The following is a 16,837-nucleotide window of genomic DNA, read 5'->3' on the forward strand; positions in this document are numbered from 1 at the left end:
AAGGGTCATCCTCAGTCCTGCAGTTCGGTCTGGCGTTCGACGGGGTCGATCAGCACGGCTTTCTGCTGGCGCACCAGCAGGTCGAGAATTTCTTCCTGGCGCTCGCCCAGAATGCCGGAGAAGCTGATGCCGCTGGATTTGGTCGGCGCCAGCATCGATACGCGGTACAGCTCGATACTCAACGGCGAGTCGATGGACAGCGGTCCGCTGCCGTTACCCGCCAGCTCACCGCCGACCACGATCAGCGAGACCTTGGCGTCGAACGGGTCGAGGGCGATGTCACGATCGGTGTCGGTCAAGTCCTTGATGTGGCCGTACACGCCGGTCAGGCCGTTGGCCATGGCGGTGTTTTCGTAGAGCTTGATGTTCACGCTGTTACGCACGCGTATGCCGTGGCGACGGTTGCTGATCACCTTGTTGCCCCAGAGCAGGTTGTCACCGCTCTCATAGAGGGTGATGCCGTCGGTGTGGTTGCGGTAGATCTCGTTGTCGACGATCAGGTTGTTCACGCTGTTACGGTCGATCACCAGGCCCGACAGTTTGTTGTCGTAGCTGCGGTTGTTGAAGATGAAGCTGTCGTTCACTTCCCGGGAAATGATGATGCCGTGCTTCTTCTTCGTGCCGTACACGGTGTTGTCGGCGATGATCAGGCCGTGGGAACGGTCATGGGGGTCAATGCCGTAGACGATGTTGTCCTTGTAGGTATTACCCTTGATCACAAAGCCTGTGGTCTCGTAGCAGTAGAAGCCGTACCACATGTCCGAGAACTCGGAATCAATGATCCAGCCGGTCGGCTCTGGACGCTTGAGCACCTTGGCCATGTTCGGCGTGTACTGGGAAATACTCACCCCGTACGACTTACTGTTGGCATAGCCGAAGCTGGCCATCTTGGTCTTGGAGATATAAGTCTCGGTGCCGCCCCAGGCCAGCAGGAACGGGCGGAACTCCTTGGGCGACTTGAACAGCGCCGGGCCGTTGGTTTTTTCATCCCAACCGGTGACCTTGGTGTCACGCACGAACAGTTGGCCGTCGTTGATCAGGAACGAACCGGCTTGCTGGGACAGGCGCAGTTCCTGGGTGTTCTTGTCGATATCGAGGATGCCTTTACGACCGACCACGATGGGCAACTTGGCCAGGAACACGCCAGGCGATGTCTCGCTGAAGTACTGCTTGGGCACCTTGCCCAGCAGGTCCTTGAGGTTCATGTAGCCGTCGTCGACAAAGATTGCCTGGGGAATGCCATGCTGGCGCACCACCCATTCGGCCATCTTGTTGTCGCCGCCGATAAAGTCCTTGAGCGCGTCTTCCTGCATCATGCGGCGGATGCTGATCTTGCCCGGTTTGCTTCTGACGATCTTTTTTTCCATGGCCGCAGCGGTGTAGCCCGACAGGTCGGGCAGCGTCGGCTTGGCCATTTCCAGCGGCGCGGTGGGCGGGCTGGAAATGGTGTAGGTCTTGGCCTGTTGCAGTTCCTTGGCGATGGTCGGCGCCTTGGCCGCCGTGTCGGCAAACGCTGGGGCACTGGCCACCAGCATTGCCGCGACGAGTAGGCTTTGAGCATTCATTGCGCAGGCTCCCATCAGAATTTCCAGACCACGTCGACAAAGGCGCGGTGCATGTAGGAGTCGACCTGGCTGCCATAGGCGTCGCCCGGCTTGAACACGCCGGCACGCAAGCGCACCAGGGCCGAGGGCTCGTCGATCGACTGGCTCAGCGCGGCGGGCAGCAAGCCTTTCTTGAAGTACTTGGTGACGACCAGGTCCATCTCCTGGCCAAGGTCCTTCTTGCCGTCTTCAAGGGGCAGGGAGGTGCTGGAGAGGATTGCGCCGGTCACGTCGTCGGTGTTGTTCTGCACCGCATCGATGCCGTTGCTGCCCACCGGCTTGTTGCCGTCGACGCGCCAGAACTTGTGGTACACCAGGCTGGCGTCGTAGTCCTCGCGCAGTTGCCAGGAACCGAACAGGCTCATGGACTGCATGTTGTTCATCTCGCCGCGAAACGCCTCGCCGAAGCGGTGCACGCGGGACTGGGTGCCGGTCCAGTTTGAACGGTTGCTTTGCAGGCCGTTCTGTTCGTATTCGGCGCTGGCGCGCGAATAGGCCGCGCCCACTTGCCACTGCGGATCGAGGCGCAGGCGCACGCCGATATCGGTGGCCCAGCCGCTGACGTCATCACTGCGCTTGGCATTGGTCGGGCGGCTGCCATCGGCGTTCAAGGCGTTGACCGTGTCGCGGTCGCCCTTCATGCCGGTGATGCTGGCCCAGTAGTTGACCGTGTTGGTGTTGCGCCAGTTATAGGCGTCGCTGTTGGCTTCGATGCCGAGCCAGGTCAGGTCGCCGTTTTCGCGCTTGTCCAATGGGTCGCTGGCCACGCCCGGTTCGGCGTAGTCGAGCTTGCCGTCGTCATGGGTATGGTGCCCGCGCAGGCCGATCCACTGGCCCGGCGTCCATTGGTAGGCGGCGTCGGCGTAGAAGTGCTGGCGGTCCTTGTCGACCGGCGACAGTTCCTTGAGGTCGGTGCGGTATTCGCTGAAGCGTTCGGCGGCGCCGACGTTGGCCTTGAGCAGGGTGGTGTCGAAGGTCCAGTTCAGCGCTTCGATGTTGGTGTCGCGCCATTGACCGTCGTCATTGCGCAGGCGCTGGCGACCGAACTTGAGGATCTCGCCGGGGTAGGGCGTGAAGCCGCTGTAGCCGACCCAGAACTCGCGCAGGGCCAGATAGTTTTTCTTCGCCTTGCGGTCGTCGTTGCTCGATTGTTCGGTCGTGTCATCCGCCGACTGTTGCAGGGTGTCGGTCTCGATAATGTCGCTGGAGGCCACCGCCTGGCCCATGGCGTAGGCGCTCCACGCGCCGCTTTCGCCGTAGATCCACGGGCGCAGGTCGAGGCCGATACCGTTGACGTCGCCGCCTTTCTGAGTGCCCAGGTCGCGGTCGTCTTCGGACTGCGCGGTGGCTTTGACTTCCAGGCCGAAGTTCTTGGCTTCGGTCAGCGCGGCCAGGGTCGGGCACGACCACAGCAGGGCGAAGGACAGGCCGATGCCGGCCTTGACGAATGGATTGAGCTTCATAGGGATTCCTCGCCGTCTTCTTCTTGCAGGGCGTGCAGTTGCAGCGTGCTTTGGGCCAGGGTGCCGCGGGCGGCCAGCTCCTGTTGCACCAGGCGTTGGCCTTCGGCGCGTTGCTCAGGCGTCAGCGGGGCTTCGAGCTGGGTGGCCAGCTCATTGGCTTCCGGCGTGTCCTGGGCCTTGGCCAGTTGGCTGAAAACATAGGCGTTGAGCGGGTCGGGCTTGGTGCCCTTGCCCTGGGAAAACAGTTGGGCAATGGCGAAATCGGCGCTGTTCTGGCCGTTGCGCGCTGCGGTCAGCAGGTGGTCCAGGGCTTTTTGCGAGTAGACCTTGCCCAGGTAGCCACGGCGGTAGATCTGGCCGAGGTAGTAATCGGCGGCCACTTCACGGCCCACGGCTTTCTCGAAATGCGCCTCGGCAGCCTTGGCGTCGGCCGGCACCCATTTGCCCTCGTAGTAAAGCTTGCCCAGCAACAGCTCGGCGCGTGGCTGGTCGGCGGCGCGGCCGTTGTCCAGGTACTTCATCATCTGGTCGACGTCGCCCAGTTCGGGGAAGTCGTAGAGCAGTTGCGCCAGGCTGACCCAGGACGCGGGGTAACCCGGGGCGATTTTTTCCAGCAACGCCTGGGCGGTTTTCTCGTCCGGCGTGCCGAGGGTGGCATCGCCGAGTACGCGGGCGACGCTGTCGACGCGCTGGGCGGTGACGGTGCCACGGCTGTAGCCTGCTTCCATCTGCTTGAGCAGCTCGGCCTGTTTTTCCGGCTCGGCTTTTTTCTGGTAGACGGTGGCCAGCTCGACGTAGCAGATATCGGTGGTGTTGAGCGCCGCCTTGCAGATGCGCTCGACATCATCCAGATGCTGGTCGTAGGTGTTCTGGGTGCGGTACAGCAGCACCTGGGCCAGGCCGGCTTCCGGGTAACCGGCGGCCTGCCATTGGCTGATCTGTTGCTGGGCGTTTACGTCGGGGAAGCTGTGCGGGTATTGCAGGTACAGCATCGCCAGCGGAATCAGGGTATTGCCTTCGCCATTGGCAAAGGCTTTTTTCAGCAACGTTTGGGCTTCATGGTGTTCAGCTTCGGTGGCGCCGGGCTTGGCCACCAGCAGGCGACCCAGGCGCGCCTGGGCCCGGGGCGAAGTGTCCGCCGCTGCGCGGTAAGTGGCTTCGGCCTGTTTGATTTGCGCCGGATCGCGGGTACCGACCTGGATATCGGCCAGGCCCACCTGGGCCTCGCTGTAGCCCAGGTCTGCCAGTTGCTGGTAATTCTGCTGGGCGGTGACGGTGTCGCCACGCTTGAGCGCTTCATTGGCCAGGCGTTGGTCGGGCAGGCCGGCACAACCGGCCAGGCTCACCGCAACCGCCAGCAACGCCACCGAACCCATGTGGGAGGGTTTTTTGTGGCAAGCCCGCTCCCACAGGGATTGTGTTGTTCTTGAAATAGGGTTCACAGGCATGTCCTCGCTTACAGACCGTGAGCCATGGCTTTATCGATCAGCCAGTTCAGCGAAGGGCCGCGGTCACTGGTGACTTCCACCGGGCGGCCGGCGTAGGTGCTGTCCAGCGGGGCATCCGGCTTGATCTGCACGCGGATGTCGGAGGACAGGTCGGCGCTGTTCAGGCTGGTGCTGCTGACGATGGTGCCGGTGCGCACCTGCTCTTCGTCGGCGACCTGGAAGCTCACCGGCGTACCTGGACGTACATCGCCAAACTGGCGGTAGGTGAAGCGGGCTTCGACGTTAGCCTGACTGCCACGCGGCACCAGTTGGAAGATCACATCGCCCTTGCTGGCGTACTGGCCGTCGGCGACCAGTTGCTGGGCGACCACGCAATCGCACGGCGAGGTCAGGGTGCCGGTCATTTGCTTGCCGAACAGTTCTTCAACCTTGGCCGGTTGCAGTTGGTCTTCGTCCAGGTGGCCCTTGAGCACATCGAGCATGCTGGTGCTGAAGGTCGCCAGCGGCGCGCCTTTGGCCGCTACCGCGTCACCCTTGAGCAGGCTTTGCACGGTGCCGTCACGCGGCATGGTCACGTTCATGCCCGGTACGCTGACGATACCTGCCTGGGCGTGGCTGACGAAGTACATGCCGTAAAGGGACTTGAAGACGAAACCGAACGCGGCGAGGCCGACCAGGAAGATCGCCAGGCTGAAGGTCACGGCGCGCAAGCGGCCAAAGGCGCTCATGTTGCTGCCGCCGTCCTTGACCTTGCGGGCCTTGGTGAAGTTGTCGCGTTGCAAGGTGGCCAGCACGTCGCCCATGGTCACGATGTCACCGGACAAGTGCGAGGTGATCAGGTGGCGCAGGGTGGAAATATCCTGGGCATCGAGGTTCTGGAACTGGCAGCCGGTGCGGCCGGTCTGGCGGTCGTAGGAGCGAATCTGCAGCTCCACATCCATCGCCAGACCGAGGTTGTCGATCACGAACTGCAGGCGACCCTTGTGCACCTCACCGATGGTCAGCGGCTGGGTGGCGGTGAACGCCAGGCCGCCCGCGGACAAGTCGATCACCCGTGCTTCGGTCTGCGTGCGGTCGGTGTTGAAGAAGCGCAGCTTGGCCGGGATTTTGACCCGGGCGTGCTGGCGCTGGGCTTCGGATTCGTGGACTACGTTGGCGTTTACTTGGCTGTTCATCAGGGCATTCCTTAAGTTAATTCAGGCTTGGCAGGGTCAGACCATCATCAGCAACACGGCGACGAAAATGCTGCCGGCGGAGAAGGTCATGGTCCGAGACGACCAGGTGTTGAACCAACGTTGAAAGCTGGCCAAATCGCGGGTCAGTTTGGTGTCCTGGCGGGTCCAGGACTGTTGATCAAGGCGGAAGAACACGTAGATCTTCACCAGCGCGCCCATGATCTGGTTGTAATAGAGAATCAGCGGATAGGCCGGGCCGATCTTGTGGCCGGAGCACGACAGCAGCAGCGTAAGGATCAGGCGGGTGATGCCGATCCACAGCAGGTACGCGAGGATGAACGCGCCGCCGTATTTGAAGGTGGCGATGATTGCCACGGTCAGGCCGAGCAGGGAGGTCCACATCGACACGCGCTGGTCGAACAGCACCACACTGGTGAACACACCGAGGCGGCGCACACCCAGGCCCAGGGCGCGGGAGTTCTGGCGCAGGTTGTTGCCGTACCAGCGGAACATCAGCTTACGGCTGGCCTTGATAAAGCTCTTTTCCGGCGGGTGTTCCACGGTGTTGATCGCGGCATCCGGCACGTAGAAGGTGTCGTAGCCCAGGCGCATCAGGCTGAACCAGCTGGACTTGTCATCACCGGTGAGGAACTTGAAGCGGCCCAGGCGCCAGTGTTGCAGCGAGTCGCTTTCCACGTCGGCGATAAAGCCCGGGTCAGTCACCACGCTGGCGCGGAACACCGACATACGCCCGGTCATGGTCAGCACGCGCTTGGACAGGGCCATGGAGCACATGTTGATGTGGCGCTGGGCGAAGCGCAGCTTGTGCCACTCGCTCATGATGTAGCCGCCGCGCACTTCGCAGAATTCGTTGGTGGTCAGGCCACCGACATTGCCGAACAGCTGGAACCACGGCACGGTCTTGCGCACCACGCCTTCGGCCAGCACGGTGTCGCCATCGATCACGGCCACCACGGCGCGGTCATCCGGCAGGTGGCGCGAGATGGCGCGGAAACCGAAAGCCAGGCCGTCGCGCTTGCCGGTACCGGCGATGCGCACGAAGTCGAGCTTGACGTGAGCCGGTGGGTTCATTTTTTCCCAGAGGCTCTTGACCAGCAGCTCATCGGACATTTCCACCAGCGAGCAGACCACGGTGGTGGGGAAGCCGCATTCGATGGCTTCGCGAATCACCGAGCTGTAGACCTGCGCAGTGGTCAGCGCATCGATCCTGAAGCTGGTGACCATCAGGAACACATGGGATGGGTCGGCGGCCTTGCCCAGCTTGCGCACTTTGCGGCGCAGGTGCGGGTACACCACGTACAGGAACAGCATGCCGCGAAAGAAATGCGTTGCGCCCATCGAGTAGCGCCAGATACCGACGGCGCCAATCAGGAAAATAAAATTCTTCGATTGCGAATCGAAGGTGCTCGCCGGCAACAGCAGGGCGAGTCCCATCAGCAGGCTGAGAAACAACAGCCAGCCGGCGGCTTGCAGAAATACATGTTTTAACTTGGACATAAGCGTCATCCGGAAGGGGAGGAGGCTTCAGGCTGCAAGCGCTGGGGATTAAGCCACTGGCAGCCTGAAACTTGCCGTTGCTGTTACCAGCAAATACCTTCAGTACGGCCGCTTACGCTGGTGGCCTTGGACATGAAGCCCACCAGGTCGACCACTTGCTTGCCTTCCGGAGCGTTATGCGCCAGGGCACGGAACTTCTCGTCACGGTTACCGAGGATGATCACGTCGGAGTTGTTGATCACATCATCGAAGTCCGAGTTGAGCAGGGACGACACGTGGGGGATCTTGCCTTCGATGTAGTCCTTGTTCGCACCGTGCACGCGGGCGTACTCGACGTTGCTGTCGTAGATGCTCAGGTCGTAGCCCTTACCGATCAGCATTTCCGCCAGTTCTACCAACGGGCTTTCACGCAGGTCATCGGTACCGGCCTTGAAGCTCAGGCCCAGCAGGGCGACTTTGCGCTTGTCGTGGCTGGAAACGATGTCGAAGGCGTTCTGCACCTGGGATTCGTTGCTGCGCATCAGCGAGTTGAGCAGCGGCGCTTCCACGTCCAGGGAGCCGGCGCGGTAGGTCAGGGCGCGCACGTCTTTGGGCAGGCACGAGCCGCCGAAAGCGAAGCCCGGGCGCATGTAGTACTGGGACAGGTTGAGCGTCTTGTCCTGGCAGACCACGTCCATCACTTCACGGCCATCGACGCCGACGGCCTTGGCGATGTTGCCGATCTCGTTGGCGAAGGTGACTTTGGTGGCGTGCCACACGTTGCAGGTGTACTTGATCATCTCGGCAACGGCGATGTCCTTGCGGATGATCGGTGCGTCGAGTTCTTCGTAGAGCGACTGCAGGACATCGCCGGAAGCGGTGTCGAACTCGCCGATGACGGTCATCGGTGGGAGGTCGTAGTCGGCGATGGCGGTGGATTCGCGCAGGAATTCCGGGTTGACCGCAACGCCGAAATCGACGCCGGCTTTCTTGCCGGAGCAGTCTTCGAGGATCGGGATCACCACGTTGGCGACGGTGCCCGGCAGTACGGTGCTGCGCACCACGATGGTATGGCGGGTGGTCTTGTCACGCAGGACAAAACCGATCTCGCGGCATACCGATTCGATGTAGTTGAGTTCCAGGTCGCCGTTTTTCTTGCTCGGCGTGCCCACGCAAATCATCGACAGGTCGGTATCGCGGATGGCTTCGGCGAAGTTGGTGGTGCCACGCAGTCGGCCTGTCTGGATACCCTGGCTCAACAGCTCGCCCAGACCCGGCTCAACGATCGGCGATTTACCCGCATTGATCAGGTCGATTTTTTCCTTGGAGATGTCTACGCCGACCACTTCGTGGCCACGGGCAGACAGGCAGCCGGCACATACTGCGCCAACGTAACCCAAACCGAATATGCTGATGCGCATCGCAATTACCTCAATATTTAAATCATGCCATTAGATGGCCGGAGTTCATGTTTACAAGCGTCACTGATGCCGCAAAAGTTAGGCGAATAGACGCCGACTTATCGCGTGCAGGCATGTTGAATAAACGAGTGACTCACTAGTGCACTCAAGTTGTGCGCAGCCAGGCCTTATTATTGGGGCTTGCCCTGAAATGCAGCCGTGCTTCCCTGGAGGAAGACTTCGGCGCCGGTGCGGCAAGGTATCGATGCAGGCAAATTGCCTTTTTTCTCAATGCCTTGGGTGGTTGCACGGGCTCATTTAGGTCAGCGCTGCCTTGGCCTGTAGGGGATAGCAATGCGTACTTATCGCCACCCTTAACTCGATCAGTTGATGGTGTGACCATAGAGTCAAAGTGTTTTAAGACAACTTGACTACTTCCATTGGTCGTTATGTAAGTCATCTCTTACAGCAGCAGAGAATTTCGTTACCGGTGGTATGAGCGGTGCTTCAGGACGAAGTTCCTGGCCGCTCATCCTGTTTCCGGAAATTTCTTGAAATATTAGGAAAGATGGCACTGGTAGTATATTGATAGCACTTGCTATTTAGACCAGTAGTTGTGGGGAGTTGGCGCGAGGGGATAGTTTTGTGCCACTACTGAATAAAAAAAGTGGTGCCACTACGAAAAAAAACGATGAATGTCGAGTGAATAAATCGTTAGGGTTGTGTCTGAGTGTTTTTCTGGCGTCAAATAAGTGACGTTTCGCTGATTTGGAATACCATCAAAATGTGGGAGGGGTTTGCCCCCGATAGCCATAGGTATCTACACAATTTTGGTGCGACACCGCACCTGTGGCGAGGGGATAACGCGTATCTACCTGACGCTCCGAGATCCAAATGTGGGAGGGGGCTTGCCCCCGATGGGGGCCTCAGGGCCGACCAGGATGCTGGATCAGACCGAGTACATATCCGTTTCTGCGGTAACGGCTTCTATTGGTTCCGCTTTTACAGCGGGTCACTTTTGGAAAAGAGCCCCAAAAGTAACCAAAAGGGCTCTTGCCCCACCACTCGGCACCTCGCCCAGGCTCGGTGTGCCCGAACGCAGGCTTGAATCCGTGGGCCGCCGCAATGGGCCATCCATGGCCCAGTGCGGCTAACCCGGCGTCCTGCCGGGTTGCCCACGGATTCAAGCCTGCGTTCGGCCAGCGTGGTTTAACGGGGCGCCTGAGATCAAGATCAAAAGCAGATCAAGATCAAGAGCGACTCGCTTCGCATCGTGGTTACGTTTGGGGGCTACAGAGTGGTGTAGATACCTATGCCCCGATAGCGGTCTTTTAGCCAGCTTGTTTGTAGCTGAACCACCGCCATCGGGGGCAAGCCCCCTCCCACATTTGATCGTCAGTCTCCGTACGGCCTTATTCCGGTGCGTGATCGCGCAAGAACACCAGGTTATCCGGCTTGGACTGCTCTGCATTGAAGCGATAGCCCTGCACATCGAACTGCTTGAGCTTGGCCGGATCGTTGATGCGTTCTTCAATCACAAACCGGCTCATCATGCCCCGGGCTTTTTTTGCGTAGAAGCTGATGATCTTGTACTGACCGTTTTTCAGGTCCTTGAACTCGGTGTTGATGATTCGCGCGTTCAGGGCCGTGCGCTTGACCGCCGAGAAGTATTCGTTGGAGGCCAGGTTGAGCAGCACGTCGTCGCCTTGCGCGGCCAGCGCTTCATTCAACCATTCGCTGATGCGCGTGCCCCAGAACGCGTAGAGGTCCTTGCCACGGGCGTTGGCCAGCTTGGTGCCCATCTCCAGGCGGTACGGCATCATCAAATCCAGCGGGCGCAACAGGCCGTAGAGGCCGGAGAGCATGCGCAGGTGGTCCTGGGCGTAGCTGAAATCGGCATCGCTGAAGGTTTCGGCGTTAAGGCCGGTGTATACATCGCCCTTGAACGCCAGCAGGGCCTGCTTGGCATTGGCCGGGGTGAAAGCGGGCGTCCAGCTGCCGAAGCGGGCGGCATTGAGGCCGCCGATCTTGTCGGAGACGTGCATCAACTCGCTGATCTGCGCCGGGCTCAGTTCGCGCAGTTGCTCGATCAGTTCCTGGGAATGGTCCAGGTACTGCGGCTGGGTGAAGCGCGCAGTGACCGGCTTGGACTCGAAGTCGAGGGTTTTGGCGGGGGAAATCACCATCAGCATGAAGTTGGCTCCTGGAATCGTGTGCGCGATTCTAGGGGGTTGGAGCGTTCGACTCCACCTATCAAGCCAATAGGCCCCGGTTTTTGTATAGGCGCGAGCTTGCTCGCGAAAGTCGTCAACGATAATGCTGGCAGGCTGAATAAACGCGGTGCCCAGACGTTTTTCGCGAGCAAGCTCGCGCCTACACAAAAAGGGCGGGGCAGTCCGCTATGATGGGCGGTAACTCTGGAGAGGGAGACCCCGTGTGCGATTAGCGCTTTTATTATCGGCTTGCCTGCTCTGCCTGAATGCCCAGGCCGCGCCGGTTGATGTCGCCAGCCTCGACCGCGCCACCTGGCCGGAAAAACTCGCCAGCCCGGCGCTGTTCGATGTGGCCTCGCGGGCGGAAATCCTGATGTTTGCCCACGGCCTGTTGGTCAGCGAAGCCTTGGACGAAACCGCGCTCAAGCAGCGCCTGGGCCTGAAGATCATCAACCTGGCCGCAATCGACGACCTGCGCCGCCAACTCTGGCAGCGGCTGTTGGAGAACTACACGTTCGCCCAGCAAAGCTGCGAAGAGGACGCTTCGTTCTGTTATCTGGTGGAAAACATGGACGACCTGCGCGAGCAGGCCGGCAAGTTCGCCGTCAGTGACGACTCGTTCTATATAGGCTGGGCCGCGCCCAGCCGGCACTTTCATGAGCGCTATCTCGATGAACTGCTGCGCAAGGCCGCGCTGATGCCGCAGATCAGCAGCGAAGTGGCGCGCTTTGGCGACCACGAGCGCAATGGCGATGAGCTTAACGATCGCATGTTCCTGCTGACCTTCGATGGCGGCCCGGCAACGGTCGGCGGCAATACCGACTGGCTCGCCGATTACCTGCGCAAGCAAAAGATCAACGCCACGTTCTTCGCCCTCGGCAGCAGCCTGCAAACCCGTGTGGAGCGCAGTTCCGCTGCGGATGTGCAGGCGTTGTACCAGGGGCAGTGCGTGGGTATCCAGGGTTGGCAGTATCGCTCTCACAGCCACTGGGTCGATTGGCAGGACTCCATCACCCGCAGTGCATCACTGGTGCAAAACCTGCTGCCGGAAAACTATGTGCCGCTGTTTCGGCCGCCTTACGGGCAACGGCGCGCGGACAGCCAGGGCTTCTTTCAGGCCCAGGGTCTGCAAGTGGCGCTATGGGACATCGATTCCCAGGACGATCCGGGCAAGCTCAAGGCCGAAGAGTCGGCGCAGCGGGTGCTGACGCTGATGCTGCTGTGGCGCAAAGGCGTGATTGTGTTCCATGATCCCCAGGACAAGGCGCGGGTGGCATTGCCAATGTTGTTGCAGTCGACGGCGCAGAGTGGCCTGGGTTGGCAGGACTGTCGTGAAGCATTTCGATGAAATGCCCGGCCCTGTTGGTCGAGGGGGATTTTCGGGGTGATTTGCCGCGACATTTCGATGCAGGCGGACTTCCGACTTTAACGGGGTGTATGGCACTCGGCTAGTGCTATTCGTCATCCTGAAAAATAAACTTCAAAAAAGCGTCAAAGTGCTTTTTCCTGTCATGGGTTTTGCGGTATTACGAAGTCAGACCGCCGAAACCTGCAGCACAGGTGGCGTCTTCCAAGACTCCTAATGTGGGCACTGCACTTGACGTCACACCAGGTGCAGTCGGTGGTCGAATCGAGGCGCAGCACCGCCCAGGTATTGCGTCGACTGGCTCCCACAAAGGTGACCGAGTATGGATGATCATGGACGCACCCCTTCTTCCGACCAGCCAATCCTTTATGTGCTTGATACCAACGTATTGATTCACGATCCAAACGCACTGCTTAACTTTGAAGAACACCACGTCGCCATCCCCATGATCGTGCTGGAGGAACTGGACAAACTCAAAAGCGGCCACCACAGCGTCGCTGCCGAATGCCGCCAGGCCATCCGCCTGATCGACAAGACCCTGGGCGAAGCCTCGCCCGAGGACGTTGAAGTCGGCGTGCCGATCCAGCGTGGCAAGAGCGGGCCCAAGGGGTTGCTGTCGATCCTGATGAACAAACGCAGCGAGCCCAGCAGCCTGCTGCCGGAAAACCTCAACGACAACAAAATCATCAACCAATTGATCGACCTGCACGCGCGCGACAAGGACCTGCGCCTGGTGCTGGTGACCAAAGACATCAATATGCGCCTCAAGGCACGAGCGTGTGGGATCGCTGCCGAGGACTACAGTACCGACCAGTTGGTGGACGACGTGTCGATGCTGTCCCGTGGTTATCACATGATGACCGGCTCGTTCTGGGACCGCGTCAGCAAGGTCGAAACCCGCCAGGACCACGGCCGCACCTGGCATCAGGTGCAACTGACCGACAACCTGCCGGCAGTGCATATCAACGAATTCATCGTCGACGAGCAGGGCTTCGTGGGCTGGATCAAGGAGATTCAGGTCGACAAGCTGCTGATCCTCGACCTGCATCAGGAACCCCTGTTGCATCAGGAAGCCTGGGGCCTGAAACCGCGTGACATCTATCAGAGCCTGGCGCTGTATGCGCTGCTCGACCCGGACATTCATCTGGTCAACCTGACGGGCGCCGCAGGTTCGGGGAAAACCATCCTCGCCCTGGCCGCCGCCATCGAACAGACCATGGTGACCAAGCGCTATCGCCGCATCATCGCCACCCGCAGCGTGCAGGGCCTGGACCAGGAAATCGGCTTTTTGCCCGGCACCGAGGCGGAAAAAATGGAGCCGTGGCTGGGGGCGATCACCGACAACCTCGAAGCCTTGCACATGGATGACGAAAACACCCATGGCAGCGTCGACTACATCCTCAGCAAAGTGCCGTTGCAGTTCAAATCCCTCAACTACATTCGAGGTCGCAGCTTCCAGCAGAGCCTGATTTTGATCGACGAATGCCAGAACCTTACCCCGCACCAGATGAAAACCATCATCACCCGTGCCGGCGCCGGTTCCAAAGTGGTGTGCCTGGGCAACCTGGCACAGATCGACACCCCTTACCTGTCCGCGACCAGCTCCGGGCTGACTTACCTGACGGAACGCTTCAAGGACTTCCCGAACGGCGTGCACATCGCGCTGCAGGGCGTACCACGTTCGATTCTGGCCGAGTACGCCGAGTCTCATTTGTAAACGCGATCAATGTGGGAGGGGGCTTGCCCCCGATAGCGGTGGCACATTCAACATCTCTGTTGACTGACCCACCGCAATCGGGGGCAAGCCCCCTCCCACATTTTGTTCTGTGTTGGGTTTACAATCGCTGCTCCTGATCAGGAGTATCGCTGTGCTGACTCATCTCGATTCCCAAGGTCGCGCCCACATGGTCGACGTCACCGACAAAGCCGTGACGTTCCGTGAAGCCGTGGCCGAAGCGCGGGTGCGCATGTTGCCCGACACCCTGAAAATGATTGTCGACGGCGCCCATCCCAAGGGCGACGTGTTTGCCGTGGCCCGCATTGCCGGGATCCAGGCGGCGAAAAAAACCAGTGACTTGATCCCCCTGTGTCACCCGCTGATGCTCACTGGCGTCAAGGTGGAACTGCGCGCCGATGGCGTGGATGCCGTGCATATCCTGGCGCGCTGCAAGCTTTCCGGGCAGACCGGTGTAGAGATGGAAGCGCTGACGGCGGCGAGTGTCGCGGCACTGACCATCTACGACATGTGCAAGGCCGTGGATCGCGGCATGACCATCGAAAGTATTCGCCTGCTGGAAAAGCTGGGCGGTAAAAGCGGGCATTTCAAGGCGGACCAGGCATGAGCATCAACGTATTGTTTTTTGCGCGTTACGCCGAAGCGGTGGGCTTTGATTCGCTGGAGATGGAAGGCGAGTTTGCTACGGTCGATGCTGTGCGCCTGGCGCTGGCCGGTGATCCGGAGTTTGCAGTGCTCAACGAGAGCAGCCTGATGTGCGCACGCAATGAGGAACTGTGCGGCCTTGATGAACCGGTGCAGGCTGGTGACGACATCGCGTTTTTCCCGCCCGTGACCGGAGGCTGAGCATGGCCATTCGTGTGCAGGTCGAGGCCTTTGATCCCGGTGCCGAAGTCAACGCCATGCACGCAGCCAATGTGGGCGTGGGCGCGGTGGTGAGTTTTGTCGGCTATGTACGCGATTTCAATGACGGCCGCGACGTGTCGGGGATGTTTCTGGAACACTACCCGGGCATGACCGAAAAAGCCCTGGCCAAGATCGCCGTAGAGGCCGAGCAGCGCTGGCCGCTGCTCAAGCTGGAGGTGCTGCATCGCATCGGCGCGCTGGAGCCGGGTGAGCCGATTGTGTTTGTGGCGGCTGCCAGTGCGCATCGTCAGGCGGCATTCGATGCCTGTGCGTTTGTGATGGATTACTTGAAAACGCGTGCGCCGTTCTGGAAGAAAGAGAACACGCCGGAAGGTGCGCGTTGGGTTGAAGGGCGGGCCAGTGATCACTCGGCAGCAGATCGCTGGAAATAGCCAGCCGGGACAGATCTCAAAACCAGCAGAGATCAAAATGTGGGAGGGGGCTTGCCCCCGATGACAGTGGATCAGCCAGCTTATGTCTAGCTGACCCACCGCTATCGGGGGCAAGCCCCCTCCCAGACTTTTATTGCATTTCAGCTTAAGGGCGTTTGCGCTCAACAGCCCGCAGCAAGTGCGTCGGCGGCGTCTCACAGCTGATCTTGCGCCCCAGCAGCGTCTCGATCGACGGCAACTGATACGAGTCATCTTCCCCGGCAAAGCTGATCGACACGCCCGCAGCCCCGGCACGCCCGGTACGACCGATACGGTGTACGTAGTCATCCGGCACTTCCGGCAGGGTGAAGTTGATCACGTGGCTGATGCCGTCGATGTGAATCCCGCGCCCGGCCACGTCAGTGGCCACCAGCACGCGGATCTTGCCTTCGCGAAAGCCTTCCAGGGTCTTGATGCGCTTGTGCTGCGGCACGTCGCCGGACAGTTGCGCGGCGTTGACGCCATCGCGCACCAGGCGTTCTTCGATGCGGCGCACTTCGTCCTTGCGGTTGGCGAAGACCATCACGCGTTCCCAACCGTTGTCGTTGATCAGGTTGTAGAGCAATTTGTACTTGTCGGCACCGGCCACGGCATAGATGTGCTGCTCGACGTTTTCGCTGGCGACGTTCAGCGCCTCGATCTCGACGATGGACGGGTCGGTGGTCCACTGCTTGGCGAGGTTCATCACGTCTTCGGTGAAGGTCGCAGAGAACAGCAGGGTCTGGCGCTCGGCTTTTGGCGGGGTCTGGCGAATGATCTGGCGCACTTGCGGGATAAAACCCATGTCGAGCATGCGGTCGGCTTCGTCCAGCACCATCACTTCGACCATGTCCAGGTGCACGTCGCCACGCTGGTTGAAGTCGAGCAGACGGCCTGGGGTGGCAACCAGGATGTCGCAGTGACGCGCCTCGAGGTGCTTGAGCTGCTTGTCGAAGTCCATGCCGCCGACGAACGTCATGACGTTGAGGCCGGTGTACTTGGTCAGGTCGGCGGCGTCCTTGGCGATCTGCACCACCAGCTCCCGGGTAGGGGCGATGATCAGCGCGCGCGGTTCGCCCATGTAGCGTTCCTTGGGCGGTGGCGTTTGCAGCAGTTGGGTGATGATCGAGATCAGGAACGCGGCGGTCTTGCCGGTGCCGGTCTGGGCGCGGCCGATGGCGTCTTTGCCGGCCAGGGTGAAGCCCAGCACCTGCGCCTGGATCGGCGTGCAGTACGGGAAGCCCAGGTCCTGGATGGCGTGCATCAGTTCCGGGGCCAGGTCGAAGTCGTGGAAGCGGGTCTTGCCTTCCTGTGGCTCGACGACGAAATCTTCGAGTTTCCACGGGATGACGACCGGCTTTGGGGCGTGCTCGCGGCGAGGCTTTGGCGCGACCGGCGCGGCAGCGACCTCAACCGGTCTTGTCTGTTCAGGCGCTGTCACGTTTGGCTGGGCAACAGGTGCCGTGCGGGCGGGCTGCCTGCCGTCATTGCGGCTGCCGGTTGGCGGGACGGGAGCACTGGGAACAGGCGCGAGCGGCTCAGCCTCGCTTTTGCCGAACATCTTCTTGAGTGCTTTGAGCACGGTCATCTCATTAATTGGTTAAGGAATGTACGCCGGCC

At 60.4% G+C, this 16,837-nt stretch carries 13 protein-coding genes; 5 read left to right on the forward strand and 8 right to left on the reverse strand.

Going from position 1 to position 16,837, the window contains the following annotated elements:
- Positions 1-11: 11 nt before the first annotated feature.
- From algG to yaaA, 7 genes are all read right to left on the reverse strand, one after another.
- Positions 12-1,580 (reverse strand): mannuronan 5-epimerase AlgG, encoded by a 1,569-nt coding sequence (algG, locus tag J1G34_RS05075; protein ID WP_222993471.1) that lies wholly within the window; start codon positions 1,578-1,580, stop codon positions 12-14.
- Entirely contained in the window at positions 1,580-3,067 is a 1,488-nt protein-coding gene (locus J1G34_RS05080) for an alginate export family protein (RefSeq protein WP_065885859.1), read from the reverse strand. The genes algG and J1G34_RS05080 overlap by 1 nt, the downstream gene beginning before the upstream one ends.
- On the reverse strand, positions 3,064-4,443 hold the full coding sequence (algK, locus tag J1G34_RS05085; protein WP_065885860.1) for an alginate biosynthesis TPR repeat lipoprotein AlgK: 1,380 nt from the start codon (positions 4,441-4,443) through the stop codon (positions 3,064-3,066). Before algK ends, J1G34_RS05080 begins: the two co-directional genes overlap by 4 nt.
- An 80-nt stretch (positions 4,444-4,523) precedes the next feature.
- Positions 4,524-5,690 (reverse strand): alginate biosynthesis protein Alg44, encoded by a 1,167-nt coding sequence (locus J1G34_RS05090; RefSeq protein ID WP_065895316.1) that lies wholly within the window; start codon positions 5,688-5,690, stop codon positions 4,524-4,526.
- Positions 5,691-5,726: 36 nt separating this feature from the next.
- Complete coding sequence (gene alg8 / locus J1G34_RS05095) at positions 5,727-7,208, reverse strand: mannuronan synthase (RefSeq protein WP_163001686.1); 1,482 nt, start codon at positions 7,206-7,208, stop codon at positions 5,727-5,729.
- Between the two features lie 83 nt (positions 7,209-7,291).
- Positions 7,292-8,608: a nucleotide sugar dehydrogenase gene (locus J1G34_RS05100; protein ID WP_057724657.1), complete on the reverse strand. Its 1,317-nt coding sequence runs from the start codon at positions 8,606-8,608 to the stop codon at positions 7,292-7,294.
- Positions 8,609-9,999: 1,391 nt separating this feature from the next.
- Positions 10,000-10,779 carry a peroxide stress protein YaaA gene (gene yaaA / locus J1G34_RS05105; protein ID WP_005785021.1) on the reverse strand — a complete coding sequence of 260 codons (780 nt, stop codon included), beginning with the start codon at positions 10,777-10,779 and terminating at the stop codon, positions 10,000-10,002.
- Positions 10,780-11,023: 244 nt separating this feature from the next.
- Between yaaA and J1G34_RS05110 the strand changes: the two genes are divergently transcribed.
- The 5 genes from J1G34_RS05110 (at position 11,024) to moaE (ending at position 15,199) form a co-directional block, all read left to right on the forward strand.
- Positions 11,024-12,148 carry a polysaccharide deacetylase family protein gene (locus tag J1G34_RS05110; protein WP_222993473.1) on the forward strand — a complete coding sequence of 375 codons (1,125 nt, stop codon included), beginning with the start codon at positions 11,024-11,026 and terminating at the stop codon, positions 12,146-12,148.
- Positions 12,149-12,488: 340 nt separating this feature from the next.
- On the forward strand, positions 12,489-13,883 hold the full coding sequence (locus J1G34_RS05115) for a PhoH family protein (RefSeq protein ID WP_065885865.1): 1,395 nt from the start codon (positions 12,489-12,491) through the stop codon (positions 13,881-13,883).
- 151 nt (positions 13,884-14,034) lie between these two features.
- Positions 14,035-14,508, forward strand: a complete 474-nt coding sequence (gene moaC / locus J1G34_RS05120) for a cyclic pyranopterin monophosphate synthase MoaC (protein WP_056858942.1) — start codon at positions 14,035-14,037, stop codon at positions 14,506-14,508.
- A complete protein-coding gene (locus tag J1G34_RS05125) occupies positions 14,505-14,747 on the forward strand; it encodes a MoaD/ThiS family protein (protein ID WP_065895319.1) in 243 nt (80 codons plus the stop codon). Before moaC ends, J1G34_RS05125 begins: the two co-directional genes overlap by 4 nt.
- Before the next feature lie 2 nt (positions 14,748-14,749).
- A complete protein-coding gene (moaE, locus tag J1G34_RS05130; protein ID WP_065897346.1) occupies positions 14,750-15,199 on the forward strand; it encodes a molybdopterin synthase catalytic subunit MoaE in 450 nt (149 codons plus the stop codon).
- Between the two features lie 145 nt (positions 15,200-15,344).
- On the opposite strand, the gene rhlB is transcribed toward moaE, so the two are convergent.
- A complete protein-coding gene (gene rhlB / locus J1G34_RS05135) occupies positions 15,345-16,805 on the reverse strand; it encodes an ATP-dependent RNA helicase RhlB (protein WP_065885869.1) in 1,461 nt (486 codons plus the stop codon).
- Positions 16,806-16,837: the final 32 nt, after the last annotated feature.

Source organism: Pseudomonas sp. Wu6, from assembly GCF_019891515.1.
GTDB classification, from domain to species: Bacteria; Pseudomonadota; Gammaproteobacteria; order Pseudomonadales; family Pseudomonadaceae; genus Aquipseudomonas; species Aquipseudomonas orientalis_A.